The sequence below is a fragment of the Microbulbifer mixtoriginis (SeqCode) genome, assembly GCF_052466765.1.
Window position 1 is genome coordinate 2,746,888 of the sequence record NZ_CP174289.1, and the last position, 15,498, is coordinate 2,762,385.

Here is a 15,498-nt window from a genome sequence, read left to right on the forward strand (position 1 = left end):
TATCTCTTGTTAGATATTTCTTGCCACTGGGTTTTGTAACCATTTTAACCATACACTTTGTTAAAAAGTTTGTGCATCCAAAACTCGACATTATCAACACCTTCAATGGATTTATTACTGGCATGGTCTTCAATTGACAAGTCGGTCATATCCAAAAATCCTATGGCTACTAGGGTGGCTTCCCCAGAGGACTTTATTTCTTTTCTGGATGATACAAGCTCTAGAACGAGGTCATTTTCGAGTTTTTTAGCATGGTGAATAGCGAGTACCTTTGATTCTTTAGTGCTTTCATTAAATTTAAGTATCTTCATGGGGTTTAGTTTTAATTTATTGTTGTCAGGAAGGCAGCTGCCTCGAAAATTGTAAAAACTACAAGGTATTAATATTGGTGAAGGTAATTGTTGTTTCTGATATTTGGGGGCGGACAGAAGCCTTGGACGCCCTTTGTTTGCGAACTTTTGAGGATTATACAATCCTGGATCCATACTCCGGTAGTGAGATGAACTTTGAGATCGAGGGGGATGCATATAAATATTTTATCAACGAATGCGGCCTGGAAAGGTACTATTCCTATGTAAGTAGTTACATTAAAGAGCAGCGTTATAGTTATAATCTGCTGGGATTTAGTGTGGGAGCAACAGTCGCTTGGATGTTAGCCTGTAGTGATCAAGCTGAATTTATTAAAAAAACAGCCTGCTTCTATGGCTCCAGGGTTCGCTATCTTCTCAATGAGAGGCCAACCCGAAGTGTAGACTTTTTTCTGGCAAATAAAGAGCCCTCCTTTAATGTTTTGGAGTTCTCCCGCGAACTCTCCAATATACCGATGGTGACTTTACATAAAACACAGTTTTCTCATGGATTTATGAATAGTTGTTCTGAAAATTTTAATCCTGAAGCTTACAGGCACTACCGTGATTGGCTGAAAAGCTGGGCTAATGGCGCCTAGGCAACAGAGTGCGGAGAAGAAAAGGGTTGGAAGCTGAGGTCTGAAAAGGGAGGGCTAAGAAAAAAGGTCTGAATATTTTATGTAAAAAATAAAAGGACCCGAAGGCCCTTTTATTTCCTGGAAAAGTAAAATCTTAAAGATATTTACTGACAGGAGCTCGCTTCCCAGTACTGCGGCGCTGCAGCCGGAGACCACCAGTTGGGTCCTAAGGTAGAGACGTATACCTGGCCTTCGAAAGTTACCTTATCGCCAACTTCGTAGCCCGCATCACCCGCGTAGGGCTGTTGGAACACTGGGCAGGAATCTGCCGAGCCCTCATCGCCATTGTTGCCATCAGAATTTCCGTCTGTGTTGTCACCGGAACCGTTATCTGTATTGTCGCCAGATCCATTATTGGTGCCGCTGTTATCGTCTGACCCTGTACCGGAGTCGTTGCCAGAGTCGCCGCCGCTTGTTTGACAGGTGGTTTCACTCCACAGCGATGGTGCCGCACTCGGAGACCACCAGTTTGGCGCATGAGTGGATTCGTAGGCGACACCTTCAAAGACAACAACATCACCGACCGCATAGCCTGGATCGCCAGCATAGGGCTGCTCAAACGCTTCGCAGGCAGAGTTTCCGGTGCTGCCGCTATCGCCAGTGTCTCCAGTATTTCCTGTGTTGCCGCTATCGCCGGTGTCCCCAGTGTCGCCGGTATTTCCAGTATCACCCGTGTCGCCAGTACTTCCAGTGTCTCCGTTGCCATCATCCCCAGAGCTCGATCCGCCTTGCCCGAAGACCTCTAGCGCCGCATCCAGAAGTGGGTATTGGTATTGGTTATTCTCGCGCAGCATGCCGCCCCTGAGCTGCCAGATCATCACACCGCCCAGATCCTTCTCGACCACGTAACGGGAGCGCTCGGCGATTGAGGTAGTGTCCTCGAAGGAAATGAAGCCGCCATCCGGGAACCACCCATAGTGAGTGACTGCTTCTGGGTCGTAGGCGGTCTGGAATGATGCGTCGCTCTGCATTTTCTCAACGATCTGGTAGTAACGCGTCTCGGTGTCGGAACCCCAGTGAGCGACATCCTGCCCCGATGCGGCTTCGCCGATCGCGGTGGCGCCGGCGACACTGCGGCCGTAGTGGGACATGCCCAGGATGATTTTTTCTGAGGGGATATTGCCTTCAGTCATCCACATATTGCGGCAGCTGTCCGCGTCGAAGCCTTCGTAGACCTGGCCGGCATAGGGGTACAGCGGAGAAGTATGCTGAGCTACCGAGTCCCAGTCGCCACCGAAGTCGTAGGTCATCAGGTTGACGTAGTCGAGTGTTGCGCCGACCTCGGCGAAATCGTAGCCTTCTTGCGCAATCGATGGGCCGCAAGCGACGGCGGCGGTTAGCTCCAAGCGTTTGCCGGTCTCGGCTTCGACTTCATCGAAGCGCGCACGCAGCTCCTTCAGCAGTGTGGTGAAGTTCTCTTTGTCGATCGAACGGCCACCGTTGGCTGCATAGCCCGGATATTCGAAGTCGAGGTCGAGACCATCGAAGTCCCAATCGGTTAGCAGAGTTACCGCATTTTCGATAAAGGCCGCACGCGTGCTGGCGCTCTCCATCATCTCAGAGACTTTATGGGAGAGCGTCCAGCCACCTACGGAGAGAATCGCCTTGGCACCATCGTCGTGTACCGACTTTACGAAACCGGATTCGTGATCGTTCCAGCTCTGGCAGACTGCGTCCTGCTTGCTTGCATCGTACTGGCTGTAGGGATGCCAGAACGGCGGTGAGCACTTGACCGGACCATTGCCGGCGCCGCCGGAGAAAGATTGAGCCCCCATTCCGTAAAAGACATAGGGATCAGTAAAGTAGATGGTGCCCTCTTCGTCATTCCAGGCAAAGGCGTATTGCACATGGGTCAGTTTGGAAAAATCCACATTGTCGTGGGTGAAGGAGGAGTCGGCCCAATACTCCCAGTCGGCCCAGTAAGCAGAAACACGTTTGGTTTCCTGGGCGCTGACATTGGCACTCAGCACGAATGCCGCAGCAAGCGTTGCTACTTTTTTTAATCCAAATCCGCGCTCATTGCGGCACCCCACTAACATCCCTGTTCGATCCTGAAATTGCAGGAAAGAAAACATTACAGTGACCTCCCATGGGCCTTAATTACGATGAAACTTAGCGTTATAGAACTAAACTTTATAGTTGAGGAAATTGGAAAAAAACCGGGGGATAAAAGTTCCATCTGAAACTGAGAGTACCATCGTAACTAACTCATTTTTACCGATAAATTGTGCAAGAAAAGTGAAAGAATCAAGATGTAAACCGCTTTTTACAGGAGAAAATCAGTTTCTATCACATTGGGGTAATGTGATAAATGCTTGGTGGTGATGGTCGAATTATTAGAGTTATTTAAGAATTAATTTTTATGATGTGAGCAAAAAAAATAAAAATGGTATTGGTCTGGATAATACCCAAGGGCAGTTGCCTTGGTGTCGCTGTCAGCGCTTTCCAAAAATAAACAGCAATAAACGCTGGCTGCCCGGATAAAGTATTTTTTTCTAGTTTGCTTAAGTTTTCGGTGTAGGTTGTCACCAAGTGTGAAAAATAAAAAAGGGCCCTACAGGGCCCTTTTTAAGCTGAAGAAAATTTTAATTATTTCTTCGTGCGCTTACGCATATTTTCCTGCAGGATTTTTTTGCGTATGCGGATATGGTTGGGAGTCACCTCAACCAGCTCGTCCTCTTCGATAAACTCCAGCGCCTGCTCCAGGGTATGGCGGATGGGCGGAGTGAGGGTCAGGGCTTCGTCGGTGCCGGCGGCGCGAATATTGGTGAGCTGCTTGCCCTTGGTGGGGTTTACCACCAGGTCGTTGCCGCGGGAGTGGATACCGATAACCTGACCTTCGTAGATATCTTCGCCGTGGCCGAGGAACAGGCGTCCACGGTCCTGTAGGGCGAACAGAGCGTAGGCCAGAGTCTTACCGTTCACCATGGATACCAGCACGCCGTTGATGCGCTTGGCCACTTCCCCCTGTTTTACCGGGCCGTAGTGGTCGAAGATGCTGGTCATGATGCCGGAGCCGCTGGTCAGGGTCAGGAACTGGTTGCGGAAACCGATCATGCCGCGCGAGGGCACGATAAAGGTCAGGCGCACCCGGCCTTTGCCGTCCGGCTCCATATTGGTCAGTTCGGCTTTGCGCAGACCCAGCTCTTCCATAATCGGGCCCTGGTGCTGGTCTTCAACGTCGATCACCACCTCTTCGTAGGGCTCCTGGATCTCGCCGTCCACTTCTTTCTGCACCACTTCCGGACGGGAGACACCTAGCTCGAAGCCTTCCCGACGCATGGTTTCGATCAGTACCGACAGGTGCAGTTCGCCGCGACCGGATACGCGGAATTTGTCCGGGGAATCACCTTGCTCAACGCGCAGGGCTACGTTGTGGATCAGCTCTTGATCCAGGCGCTCCTTGATATTGCGCGAGGTAACGAACTTGCCATCCTGGCCGGCAAAAGGCGAGTCGTTCACCTGGAAGGTCATACTCACGGTGGGCTCATCCACGCTCAGGGCCGGCAGGGCCTCCGGAGTGTCTGGGTCGCACAGGGTATCGGAGATATTCAGTTCGCCCACACCGGTAATACACACAATGTCGCCGGCGCTGGCCAGTTCCACTTCGGTGCGCTCAAGGCCGAGGTAGCCCATCACCTGCAGAACCTTCGCCTTACGGGATTTGCCTTCGCGGTCCAGTACCACCACCTGCTGGTTGGGGGCCAGGGTGCCACGGGTGATACGGCCTACGCCGATAACACCGACATAGCTAGAGTAATCCAGGGCGGAAATCTGCATCTGGAAGGCGCCTTTTGGGTCTACCTTGGGCGGCTCAACCTTGTCCACGATCATCTGGAACAGCGGCGTCATATCGTCGGCCATATCGGTATCGTCGAGGCCGGCGATACCGTTCAGAGCGGAGGCGTAAACAACCGGGAAGTCCAGTTGCTCATCGGTGGCGCCGAGGCTGTCGAACAGGTCGAAGACCTGATCCATCACCCAGTCTGGGCGCGCGCCGGGGCGGTCGATCTTGTTGATCACCACGATGGGATTGAGGCCCTGCTCAAACGCCTTTTGGGTAACGAAGCGGGTTTGCGGCATGGGGCCGTCCACCGCATCTACCAATAGCAATACGGAGTCGACCATGGACAGTACGCGCTCTACCTCACCGCCAAAGTCGGCGTGCCCTGGGGTGTCGACGATGTTGATGCGGTAGTCGTTCCAGCGAATGGCGGTGTTCTTGGCGAGGATGGTAATGCCGCGCTCTCTCTCCTGGTCATTGGAGTCCATGACCCGCTCGGCGCCTTCGTCGCGACGGTCGAGTGTGCCGGACTGGGACAGCAGCTTGTCCACCAGGGTGGTTTTGCCGTGGTCTACGTGGGCAATAATCGCAATATTGCGCAGATTCTCTATCACTGGGGGCCTCTGGGCGTTAAATCTTGGTAAATCGGGGCGGGGGCCTGCGGGGTTTCTACAGCAGCATTCCGGCCAAAGGCGGCGATTATAGGGGGGCCGCATGACAATTGGGAGTGATTTTGAGTAAAAAATCACCGGTCGCGTTCAGAATGGCGACCAGAAGAAGAGAGCAGGGAGGGCGCGGGCGAATCTGCCGCCCGCGCCGGGCAATTACTTCTTGATGCCGTCGGGGCGGTGCGGGATCTGTGGGCGCAATACGCCCACATTACGGAAGCCTTCATCTAGCAAGTGAGAGGCATGTAGGCGGCTCATCACACCGCGCGCACAGTAAAGCAGGTACTCGCGCTCCTGATCTAGCTTGGCGAAGCTGTTATTGAGGCGGTAGAAGGGGATCGTCTCTACTTCGACACCCTCTAGCTTCAGCGGGTCCATTTCTTCTTCATCCGGGTGGCGGATATCGATGATTACTGCGTTGCCGGCCTCCTCACGGATCTCCACTTCCGGCGCCTCGCCGTCCACTTCTTCGATGACCTCGTCGATATTCTGAATCGATCGGTTGCCGATGGCGCGGTCGAGAATAGTAAAGTCGAAGCGGTTTTCCTCGGATTCAACTTTCTCGATCTTGGCACGGGTGGTGGGTTTCACCGAAATCACGCCGCAGTATTCGGGCATATTTGCGGCGAACTCTTCAGTGCCGATGGCCCGGGAGGTACGGATAATATCGGTCTTATCGGTAGTAATCAGCGGTCGCAGCACCAGGGTGTTGGTGACGCTATCGATCACTGACAGGTTTTTCAGGGTCTGGCTGGAAACCTGGGCGATGGCCTCGCCAGTTACCACCGCATCCACTTCCAGCTCTTTCGCGATAACGTCTGCGGCGCGCAGCATCATACGCTTGAGAATCACGCCCATGTGGGAGTCGTCTACACGCTCGAGAATTTCTGCCACCACTTCGTCGAAGGGCACGGTGACAAAACGCACCCGATGGGAGGCGCCGTATTTGTTCCACAGGTAGTAGGCCACTTCCTTAACGCCCAGTTCGTGTTGGCGCCCGCCCAGGTTGAAGAACAGGAAGTGAGTGCGGATACCGCGTTTCATGGTCAGGTAGCTGGCCACGGTGGAATCGAAACCGCCGGAGACCAGCGATAGCACCGGGTCCTGGGTGCCCAGGGGGAAGCCGCCGAGGCCGGGGTGCTGTTCCTCGATCACGTTGAGTTTGTCGTGGCGGATCTCCAATTTGACCGTGATATCCGGGTTTTTCAGCTTCACCCCGGCCGCCCCGGTATTCTTGTTGAGGCCGCCGCCTACGTACTGCTCCACATCGAGAGATTTGAAGTCGTGGTCGCCGGTGCGTTTTACCCGCACGCAGAAGGTCTTGTCCTTGAGGGCTGGGCCCCACACCGACAGGGTCTTCTCGTACATATCGTGCAGGTCGCCCAGGGGGAACTGGCGCACGCGGGAGAAGTTGGCAATGCCGGGGGTGTGAGAGAGCACCTCTTCAATGCGGCTGCCAAGGTGGGCCACGGCGTCCGGGGCGATCACATCGATCTTTTCCCAGTCTTTGCGCACCTGGATACGGTCGTCCAGCTGGCGCAGCAGGCGCTGTAGGTTGTCCTTGAGCTGGCGCGACATACGTTTGCGCACCGGATTGCTCTTGATGGTGATCTCGGGAAAAAATTTGACGACAAAGTGCATGGGAATCCGTGGGGTACCGCATGTTGATAGAAGGTGCGGCATTATAAACTAGCCGGACGCAAGTTGGTTGTGCACTGTTTGTGAGCAAGCTGGAGTATAAATGTGCCATTGTGGTGCATTTAGTTATGGCTGCACAGCCACAATACATCTATCCTGCCCCAGTCGGCCCAGTACTGGGGCCCGCACCGGCACCAGCCGCCGCTGCGACGCCACTGCCCTAATTTGGCACACTCTTTGCTTTATTTCACGCCAGGTAAAGAGCGAATGCCAGCAGTATAGGCATAGCGACCAAATACTTTTCAAGACCTGGAGGACAGCAATGTCAGCGAAAACACTCGGTTTGATTAATGAGAGTGAAGCTAAGTGGATAGACCTGCGCTTCACCGACACCAAGGGTAAAGAACAGCACGTATCTGTGCCCGTGTCAGAGATTGACGACGAGTTCTTCGAAGAGGGCAAGATGTTCGATGGCTCCTCTATCGCTGGCTGGAAGGGCATTAACGAGTCCGACATGATCCTGATGCCGGATGACGATACCGCTTTCCTCGATCCCTTCACCGACGAAAGCACCGTAATTATTCGCTGTAATATCGTCGACCCGATCACCGGTCAGGGCTACGAGCGCGACCCGCGTTCCATCGCGCTGCGCGCCGAGGAATACCTGAAGTCCACCGGTCTGGGTGACACCGCACTGTTCGGCCCAGAGCCCGAGTTTTTCGTCTTCGACGATATTACCTGGGGCGCCGAAATGGGTGGCGCCTTTTACAAGATCAACTCCGAAGAGGCGGCTTGGTCTTCCGGTCATAACTTCAGTGAGGGCAATATCGGTCACCGCCCCGGAGTGAAAGGCGGTTACTTCCCAGTGCCCCCGGTTGACTCCCTGCACGATGTGCGCGCCGCTATGTGTTCCGCTATGGAGCAGATGGGTTTGCGTGTTGAAGTACACCACCACGAAGTGGGCACTGCTGGCCAGTGTGAGATCGGCGTTGCCGCCAATACCTTGACCAAGAAAGCGGATGAGGTGCAGATCCTTAAGTACGCCGTACACAATGTGGCTCACGCCTACGGCAAGACCGCGACCTTTATGCCGAAGCCGCTGGTAGGCGATAACGGCTCCGGCATGCACGTGCACCAGTCCTTCACCAAGGATGGCGTTAACCAGTTTGCCGGTGATGCCTACGCGGGCCTGTCCGAGACTGCCCTATACTACATCGGCGGTATCGTGAAGCACGCGCGCGCCCTGAATGCGATCTGTAACGCATCCACCAACTCTTACAAGCGTCTGGTGCCTGGCTTCGAAGCCCCGGTTATCCTGGCGTACTCCGCGCGCAACCGCTCTGCATCTATCCGTATCCCTTACGTGACTTCTCCTAAGGGCAAGCGTATCGAGACCCGCTTCCCGGATCCGACCGCCAACCCCTATCTGGCGTTTGCTGCGCTGTTGATGGCGGGCCTGGACGGTATCAAGAACAAGATCCACCCTGGAGATGCCGCCGACAAGGATCTCTACGATCTGCCGCCGGAAGAATTGGCCGAGTACCCGACCGTTGCGGCGAGTCTGGAAGGCGCCCTGGATGCTCTGGATCAGGATCGTGCCTTCCTCACCGAAGGTGGTGTATTCACCGACGACGCCATCGATGCCTACATCGACCTGAAGCGCGAAGAAGTAGAGCGCCTGAACATGACCACGCACCCGGTCGAGTTTGATATGTACTACTCCGTGTAATGGCGAGCGGCATCACGACGATGCCGTCGAGCCGTTCTCGAAAAGCCCGCACCCTACTGGTGCGGGCTTTTTTATTGGAGGTACACTGATTGGGTTGGTTGCTTTTGCCGTCTATGGTCGATTTTGTATCTCTTGGACCCAAAAGCCCGCCCCTTTGAGACTGCGGCCCGCGTATTGGGCTGAGACAAGGACTACCGCTTCGCGGCTGAGTGAGTGATGGAAAATATGAAACTGCTTCAGGCCCTTTTCCTTGCTGTTCCCCTGGTGGCCTTTGCCGGCACCGATGGTGGGAATACCTCCAGTACTATTTACAAGGTCGTCGGCCCCGATGGTCAGGTGACTTTCAGCGATACGCCACCACCCAATGGGCAGGCGCAGGAGGTGCAATTGGCTCCCATTAATGTTCAACCCATTGCCCTGCCGCGAACCCTGCCAACTCGTAAATTGTCTCCAAAAGATGAGACTGACACCGGCAAGGAGGGCTATACAGGCCCGGTTTCTATCCAGATAGTGAGTCCCCTGGATGGCGCCACCATCCCGCCGGGACAGCGCTTTATTCCACTACAGGTAGACGTGCAGCCGGTGTATCCAGAGGGGGCGAGTTTCTTTGCGGTGGTAGATGGCAAACCCTGGCAGGGCAGCTCTTCTGGAGCGGGCCTGGATATCTCCCTGCTCGAGCGCGGCACTCATACTGTGCAGGCGGTACTCACCGACTCCAAGGGCCAGGTATTGGCACAATCTCAGGTGGTTACTCTCTATGTGAAACGTCCGGGTGGCAGATTGCCTGACAACTCGGCACCGCGTGCACCGCAAGCCCCCAGGGCTCCGGTTGGGCCGGGTATCCCCCAAGCCCAGCCCAGCCCCTAAATTTGCCCCGCCCTCAACGCCCTCACCGATAACTTCTTTTTTGGTGGGGGTCGCCGTTTTTATCCTTGCTGGTTGAATTTTGTTCTGCGCACTAAAATGGTGCGCACAGGGGTAAGCCATCTCAAGTGCTTCGGTGCATGTGTCAGCTGAATCGTTTAAAACCCCTAAGACCGAGTGGGTTGGGCAGTGCCTCCCAATAATTCCGTGCGCCATTTTGGTTTGCTTTTTGCACTGGCTAGATACAAGGGGTTATCGCGCCGGGCATAGGAGATTGTCCCGGCCCCTCGATGAAAAGCGGAAACGATTGAATGCTCAATGATCGCCAGTTGCGTCAGCTACTAGACAGCCTAACTTCAGCGGTACTGGTACTGGATGACCAGTTATCGCTTTGCTACCTGAATAATGCCGCCGAGGATCTGTTGGCTGCCTCCAATGCAAGGGTTGAGGGTATGCCTCTGCAGGAGGTGGTGAGGGAATCTAACGCCGCACTAAAAGCACTGCACAACGCGCTCCTCACAGGGGAAAAATTCACGGTGCGGCGCGCCCGCTGGCGCTTGCACAACCTAAAAACGCGCACCGTAGATTACTCCGTCAGCCCCGTACCGGAGCTGGGGGTATTGCTGGTGGAAGTGCAGCCGATGGATCGTTTGCTACGCATTGCTCGCGAGGATGCGTTGCTCAGTACCCAGGAGACCGCACGCAACTTGGTGCGGGGTATGGCTCATGAGGTAAAGAACCCCCTCGGAGGGATTCGCGGTGCCGCGCAGTTGCTGCAGCGTGAACTACCCGATGCCTCCCTCGAGGAATACACCCAGATCATCATTGAGGAGGTGGATCGCCTGCGTAATCTGGTTGATCGCTTGCTTGGACCGCGCCAGCCGGTACAGCTGGTGCCCAGCAATGTGCACGAGATCCTAGAGCGGGTGGCACAACTGGTCGAGGCCGAATGTGGGGGGGAACTACTGATTCGCCGGGATTACGACCCCTCTATCCCCGATGTGCCGGCAGACCCCGAACAGTTGATCCAGGCCTTGTTGAATATCGCCCGCAATGCCATGCAGGCCATCGATGAAAGTATTGGTCTCACTAATGGCGAAATGGTGCTGCGTACGCGGGTACAGCGCCAGTTCACGATTGGTCGGCGCCACTGCCCGCTGGTTTGCCGTATCGAAATAGAAGACAACGGCCCCGGTATTGCCGAGGAGATCCGCGAGCGTATTTTTTTCCCGATGATTTCCGGGCGCGCCGAAGGCTCGGGACTGGGGTTGTCTATCTCGCAAAACATCATCAACCAACACCGTGGCTTAATTAAATGCGACAGCCGACCAGGCCGCAGTGTATTCCAGATTTATCTGCCACTTGTTACCGAATCAGCCAATACAGGAACCTAGAGAATGAGCAATCGCGTTTGGATTATTGACGACGACCGATCAATCCGCTGGGTACTGGAGCGAGCGCTGTCACGGGAGGGGATTGAGACCCAGTGCTACGAGAGTGGTGATCGCGCACTGGATGATTTTTACAGCGACTCCCCGGATGTGGTGATCAGTGATATCCGCATGCCGGGCTCCGATGGCTTCAAATTACTGGAGAGATTCCAGGCGGAACGGCCGGGCCTGCCGATTATTATCATGACCGCGCATTCGGATCTCGACAGCGCCGTGGCTGCCTATCAGGGTGGGGCCTTCGAATATTTACCCAAGCCGTTCGATATCGACGAAGCGGTAGCGGTTACCCGTCGCGCGCTGGCGCACGCCAAGGAACAGGCCCAGGAAGAGCGTGCGGAGCCGGATAATGGCGCAAGCAACAAAGAAATTATTGGCGAAGCGCCGGCCATGCAGGAAGTATTTCGTGCTATTGGGCGCCTTTCTCATTCCAATATTACCGTGTTAATCAACGGTGAATCTGGAACCGGTAAGGAGCTGGTGGCTCAGGCCCTGCACAATCACAGCCCGCGCCGTAACAAGCCGTTTATTGCCCTCAATATGGCCGCGATTCCCAAAGACCTGATGGAGTCGGAGCTATTCGGACACGAGAAGGGTGCCTTTACCGGCGCCAGCGCTCAGCGGGCGGGTCGTTTTGAGCAAGCCAACAGCGGCACCCTGTTTTTGGATGAAATTGGCGATATGCCGGCGGATACACAGACGCGTCTGTTGCGTGTGTTGGCAGATGGTGAGTTTTATCGAGTAGGTGGCCATACACCGGTAAAAGTGGATGTGCGTATTATCGCTGCCACTCACCAGAACCTGGAGGAGTTGGTGCGCGAGCATAAATTCCGCGAGGATTTGTTCCACCGCCTGAATGTGATTCGGATTCATATCCCGCGCCTAGCGGACAGGCGCGAGGATATTCCACGGTTGGTACGTCACTTCTTTAATGCCGCCGCCGCCGATCTCGGCGTAGAGCCGAAAATTCTCAGCAAAGATGCGGAGGAGTACCTCTCCGGTCTCGACTGGCCCGGCAATGTGCGCCAGTTGGAAAATACCTGTCGCTGGATTACCGTGATGGCCTCCGGCCGTGAAGTACATATTGAAGACCTTCCGCAGGAATTGCATCAGCAGGGTAATGAAATCGAAACGCCACTGGACTGGCAAAAAGCCCTGCGTATCTGGGCCGATCAGGCACTGAGCGCCGGGCGCAAGGAAATTCTCAGTGAGGCCGTACCGGCCTTCGAGAAGGCCCTGATAGAAATCGCCCTAAAGCACACCGCTGGACGCAAGCGGGATGCTGCGGACCTACTGGGTTGGGGCCGCAATACTCTGACGAGGAAGTTAAAGGAGTTAGAAATTAATGGAAGTTAAGAATTGCTCAGCGCTTAACTTAAGGAAAAGCTTTATAAATAATTAAGCGGATATTTCTTTTAAATCTTAATCGCTGAATAAGTACATACTTTTTTTGGCTTCTCTACCAATATTTATTTATTCCACTTAAATGTATTGATAGAAGCCTGGAGAAAGTTCATGACTGCTGATGAGTTAAGTGTTCTCGATAGTGTGCCATTCCTATTCTGGGTAAAAAGTAGAGATGAGCAGTATTTATGGGGAAATCGAAAAATTTGTGAATTGGCTGGTGAGGATGTAGTGGGAAAGACCGATGACCAGCTGGTTTGGGCTGAAAATGCCTCAGCACTGAAGGCGGCAGATATTCGTGTTTTTAATTCCGGTAAGCCAGATTATTTACTTGAGCATGTGGTGAAATCCAGCAAGGGTGAGGAAACCCTTAGCGTTTGTAAGTGGCTCGATGATTTTGAGGGGCAGCAGTGTTGTTTTGGGATCTCTTTTGTTATCGAGTGACTTGAGGTTTGTTAGAGTGGGGTGGTCAAATTGGTAGTGGCCCCGTAATATCCGTGTTGTTTTAGTTCAAGGTTCCTATTCTTGTTTATCATCATAAGGTCAGTAATGTACAAGATTCTTGCCGATTTTAATTTGAAAGTGATTGTGGCTAAATCCCAGGACTCAATAGTTATAAGTCCTGGGATTCAACGAGCTTAAAGTATTTGATGAAACTAATTTTCTATATCGGTTTTTTTAAATCGGCCGATATAGCCGCCCCGGTAGTCTATCCTGCTGGAATCTGGGATGGAAAATAGAGCGTTTTGAGTCACTCGGATATAATAAAAATTCTCATCGATGTCTAGCAGCTCTGTGTCTCTCTCTCTCCATAAAACACATTCTTCAGATTGTCCTTCACAAGAGGCTAGATAAGGAAGAGTTCCATTTTCTTCAGTGTCCAGTGATGGATCATAATAGTGCTTAGTTATTAGGGTATCATTCTCAACCTTTTCCCAGGAGCCTATTCTCGGGCTGATGCCCCACTTGGATTCTGTCAATGGTTGTTCCTGATACAACGTTTCGATATGAAAAATTCCGTTATCTTTATAGGTTAGTGCATAGTTATAGTCAGTGAGAAAGGGTGCATTATATTCAAGCCTAATAGGAGTGGGTATATTTTTAGATACTTTCTCCATCATAAATCCAGAGAATATTTTCTTTTTATCGGTATTAGGGTTATTGCCTATGCCAATAAACCTCAGTGTTTTGTTGAAAAACCCAAGCGGAATGTAGCGGACTTCAGTGCCCCCCTCATACTTCACTCTTAGATCTTTATCAAAGGTGTATGAATATTTTTCACTGTTTTCTGAGGATACACCATAAACTATTTCCCCGGTGCTCTCAGTTTTATTGGTGAACTTTGCAGGAAATATGTCGCAGTCACAGTTTTGATATGTTTCTGGGTGATAAGAGGCTGCATAAAATTCCTCTGGTAGGGAGTCCCAAGGGAAAGTTAGCTTAGTGTCAGTTACATGAAAGTATCTGCTCTCAGTACTCTCGTAGTCCCCATCAGGGCCTTCACACATACCTTTAAAATCGATTTTTACTATCTGGCTATAAGGTGTTGTGAAAGCATGTTTTGCTTCAAACTCTCTATCCCGCATATTTACGCAGCTCTCTTCTATATAGTATTCCCATGTAGAGTCTCCGATGAGAGAGCCGCTTATATTGCCAAATTCATCCGTGCTTAGAGTAAACTTTCCTACTTCTGATAAGTCTGCTGATCCACTAGTTTGGTGTTGTGTGCTTAGCTCAATGAGACCGGTATCTAGAGTAGCATCTGAATCAGTTCTTCTTGTAGAGAAAATTATTTCTTCAGATGCATTGAGTTTGTAGCTTTGATCTCGCAAATATTTATTTTCTAGTAAATAATTAATAGATTTTAAATAGATGTCATGAGTATTTTTGCTTTGATTAATTATATCTTCAGACTTCTGTATGGAAAATTGAAAGTCTTTGATGAAATCTTTGGTGTTAGAGTATTTATCAACAGGAAAATAGTAGTTGTTTTTATCTGTTGTGGCGCTAGAAATAGTGGCCTTCATATAGGCGGCTAGCTGTATGGCTTCATCCAGTGGGACTTCGAAAGTATATTTTTTTAAATCCTCGACTGAAGTAATGAGTTCTCCATTGTTTGCCAAGTCAATAAGGTCTGCCATGACACCGGTGAAAGTTCCTACTGCAAATGCAGGGTTATTATTTAAATAACTTACTTCATTATTAATGGCTTTATCTTTTATGTCTGAAAATGATCCGGCATATGAGCGGAATTCGAAATCCCAGTCGTTGGGCATAGAACCCTTGGCCGAAAAAGTTACCAGTTCATTTTCGTGACTAGAGTCGACTTCAATACTAAATTCATTATTATTTTTTTGGTCGGCAATATATTCTTTCTCACCAATTCTGACAGTTATGACAGGAAAGTCCTTAAAGTCCTCGGTGAAAATACCATGTAGAGTGATTGCTGATGGGGAGGAGGGCTGTCCTGAGGTGTCGCCCCCGGTTGAAGGTGTGGATGGTGTAGATTGACTTGGGGTTGGCTCAGATGAATCGCCACTTTTGCTTCCACCTCCACTGCATGCACTAATTAATACTGTAGAAATAAGTAGTGTTCTATAGAGGTTGGTTATCCTTTTCATACATAGACTTCCAGTTGGTCGTGAAAATTTTGCGCATAATACATTTTTTATTTAAATATTCATCTTTGCGGTTGGTACGGCGGTGCTTCTACTTGTGTAGTTGGATGTGGCGTTAGTAGGTGTTTCAGCGTAGTGGCCGTTTGTGAGTCTTTACTATGGCTTCTGAGATTTTTTTAAAATATTTCTCTGAACTATGTGTGTGGGGAAATTGTGGAAAAAGTGTCTTTACAGATTGCTAAATCTGAGAGTTAAAAATTGGGGAATGATGATGGAGCCAAATAGGTAGCAGTCTTAGATATGTGATGATTGTGTTAAGCTGAAGGCTGCTTGAATGTATTGAGCTTTATCTAGTTGGTT

Annotated in this window: 11 protein-coding genes; 6 read left to right on the forward strand and 5 right to left on the reverse strand. The window is 51.6% G+C overall.

What is annotated here, in order from left to right:
• Nucleotides 1-44: 44 nt before the first annotated feature.
• Nucleotides 45-311, reverse strand: coding sequence for a hypothetical protein (locus ACJJIV_RS12205; RefSeq protein ID WP_444889119.1), 267 nt, complete (start codon nt 309-311; stop codon nt 45-47).
• Nucleotides 312-388: 77 nt separating this feature from the next.
• On the opposite strand from ACJJIV_RS12205, the gene ACJJIV_RS12210 reads away from it, so the two are divergent.
• A complete protein-coding gene (locus ACJJIV_RS12210; RefSeq protein WP_444887485.1) occupies nt 389-946 on the forward strand; it encodes a dienelactone hydrolase family protein in 558 nt (185 codons plus the stop codon).
• Nucleotides 947-1,089: 143 nt separating this feature from the next.
• On the opposite strand, the gene ACJJIV_RS12215 is transcribed toward ACJJIV_RS12210, so the two are convergent.
• The 3 genes from ACJJIV_RS12215 to thiI form a co-directional block, all read right to left on the reverse strand.
• Complete coding sequence (locus tag ACJJIV_RS12215) at nt 1,090-3,060, reverse strand: glycoside hydrolase family 18 protein (protein WP_444889120.1); 1,971 nt, start codon at nt 3,058-3,060, stop codon at nt 1,090-1,092.
• Nucleotides 3,061-3,574: 514 nt separating this feature from the next.
• Nucleotides 3,575-5,383: a translational GTPase TypA gene (typA, locus tag ACJJIV_RS12220; RefSeq protein WP_444889121.1), complete on the reverse strand. Its 1,809-nt coding sequence runs from the start codon at nt 5,381-5,383 to the stop codon at nt 3,575-3,577.
• Nucleotides 5,384-5,593: 210 nt separating this feature from the next.
• Nucleotides 5,594-7,078 (reverse strand): tRNA uracil 4-sulfurtransferase ThiI, encoded by a 1,485-nt coding sequence (thiI, locus tag ACJJIV_RS12225; protein WP_444889122.1) that lies wholly within the window; start codon nt 7,076-7,078, stop codon nt 5,594-5,596.
• Between the two features lie 319 nt (nt 7,079-7,397).
• Between thiI and glnA the strand changes: the two genes are divergently transcribed.
• The 5 genes from glnA to ACJJIV_RS12250 all read left to right on the forward strand — a co-directional run bounded on the left by glnA (nt 7,398) and on the right by ACJJIV_RS12250 (nt 12,964).
• Nucleotides 7,398-8,804: a glutamate--ammonia ligase gene (gene glnA, locus ACJJIV_RS12230; protein WP_252086040.1), complete on the forward strand. Its 1,407-nt coding sequence runs from the start codon at nt 7,398-7,400 to the stop codon at nt 8,802-8,804.
• 225 nt (nt 8,805-9,029) lie between these two features.
• Complete coding sequence (locus ACJJIV_RS12235; protein ID WP_252083723.1) at nt 9,030-9,671, forward strand: DUF4124 domain-containing protein; 642 nt, start codon at nt 9,030-9,032, stop codon at nt 9,669-9,671.
• A gap of 308 nt (nt 9,672-9,979) precedes the next feature.
• Nucleotides 9,980-11,062, forward strand: coding sequence for a nitrogen regulation protein NR(II) (gene glnL / locus ACJJIV_RS12240; protein ID WP_252083722.1), 1,083 nt, complete (start codon nt 9,980-9,982; stop codon nt 11,060-11,062).
• Nucleotides 11,063-11,065: 3 nt separating this feature from the next.
• Nucleotides 11,066-12,472, forward strand: a complete 1,407-nt coding sequence (gene ntrC, locus ACJJIV_RS12245; RefSeq protein ID WP_444889123.1) for a nitrogen regulation protein NR(I) — start codon at nt 11,066-11,068, stop codon at nt 12,470-12,472.
• Nucleotides 12,473-12,631: 159 nt separating this feature from the next.
• A complete protein-coding gene (locus tag ACJJIV_RS12250; RefSeq protein WP_444887482.1) occupies nt 12,632-12,964 on the forward strand; it encodes a PAS domain-containing protein in 333 nt (110 codons plus the stop codon).
• Nucleotides 12,965-13,176: 212 nt separating this feature from the next.
• Here the strand turns inward: ACJJIV_RS12250 and ACJJIV_RS12255 are convergent, their stop codons facing one another.
• Nucleotides 13,177-15,141, reverse strand: a complete 1,965-nt coding sequence (locus ACJJIV_RS12255) for a hypothetical protein (protein ID WP_444889124.1) — start codon at nt 15,139-15,141, stop codon at nt 13,177-13,179.
• Nucleotides 15,142-15,498: the final 357 nt, after the last annotated feature.

Bases quoted from the DNA above. Each gene is read 5' to 3' on its own strand.
- ACJJIV_RS12205 (WP_444889119.1), bottom strand. From the start codon at position 311: ATGAAGATACTTAAATTTAATGAAAGCACTAAAGAATCAAAGGTACTC.
- ACJJIV_RS12215 (WP_444889120.1), bottom strand. From the start codon at position 3,060: ATGTTTTCTTTCCTGCAATTTCAGGATCGAACAGGGATGTTAGTGGGG.
- thiI (WP_444889122.1), bottom strand. From the start codon at position 7,078: ATGCACTTTGTCGTCAAATTTTTTCCCGAGATCACCATCAAGAGCAAT.
- glnA (WP_252086040.1), top strand. From the start codon at position 7,398: ATGTCAGCGAAAACACTCGGTTTGATTAATGAGAGTGAAGCTAAGTGG.
- ACJJIV_RS12235 (WP_252083723.1), top strand. From the start codon at position 9,030: ATGAAACTGCTTCAGGCCCTTTTCCTTGCTGTTCCCCTGGTGGCCTTT.
- glnL (WP_252083722.1), top strand. From the start codon at position 9,980: ATGCTCAATGATCGCCAGTTGCGTCAGCTACTAGACAGCCTAACTTCA.
- ntrC (WP_444889123.1), top strand. From the start codon at position 11,066: ATGAGCAATCGCGTTTGGATTATTGACGACGACCGATCAATCCGCTGG.
- ACJJIV_RS12250 (WP_444887482.1), top strand. From the start codon at position 12,632: ATGACTGCTGATGAGTTAAGTGTTCTCGATAGTGTGCCATTCCTATTC.
- ACJJIV_RS12255 (WP_444889124.1), bottom strand. From the start codon at position 15,141: ATGAAAAGGATAACCAACCTCTATAGAACACTACTTATTTCTACAGTA.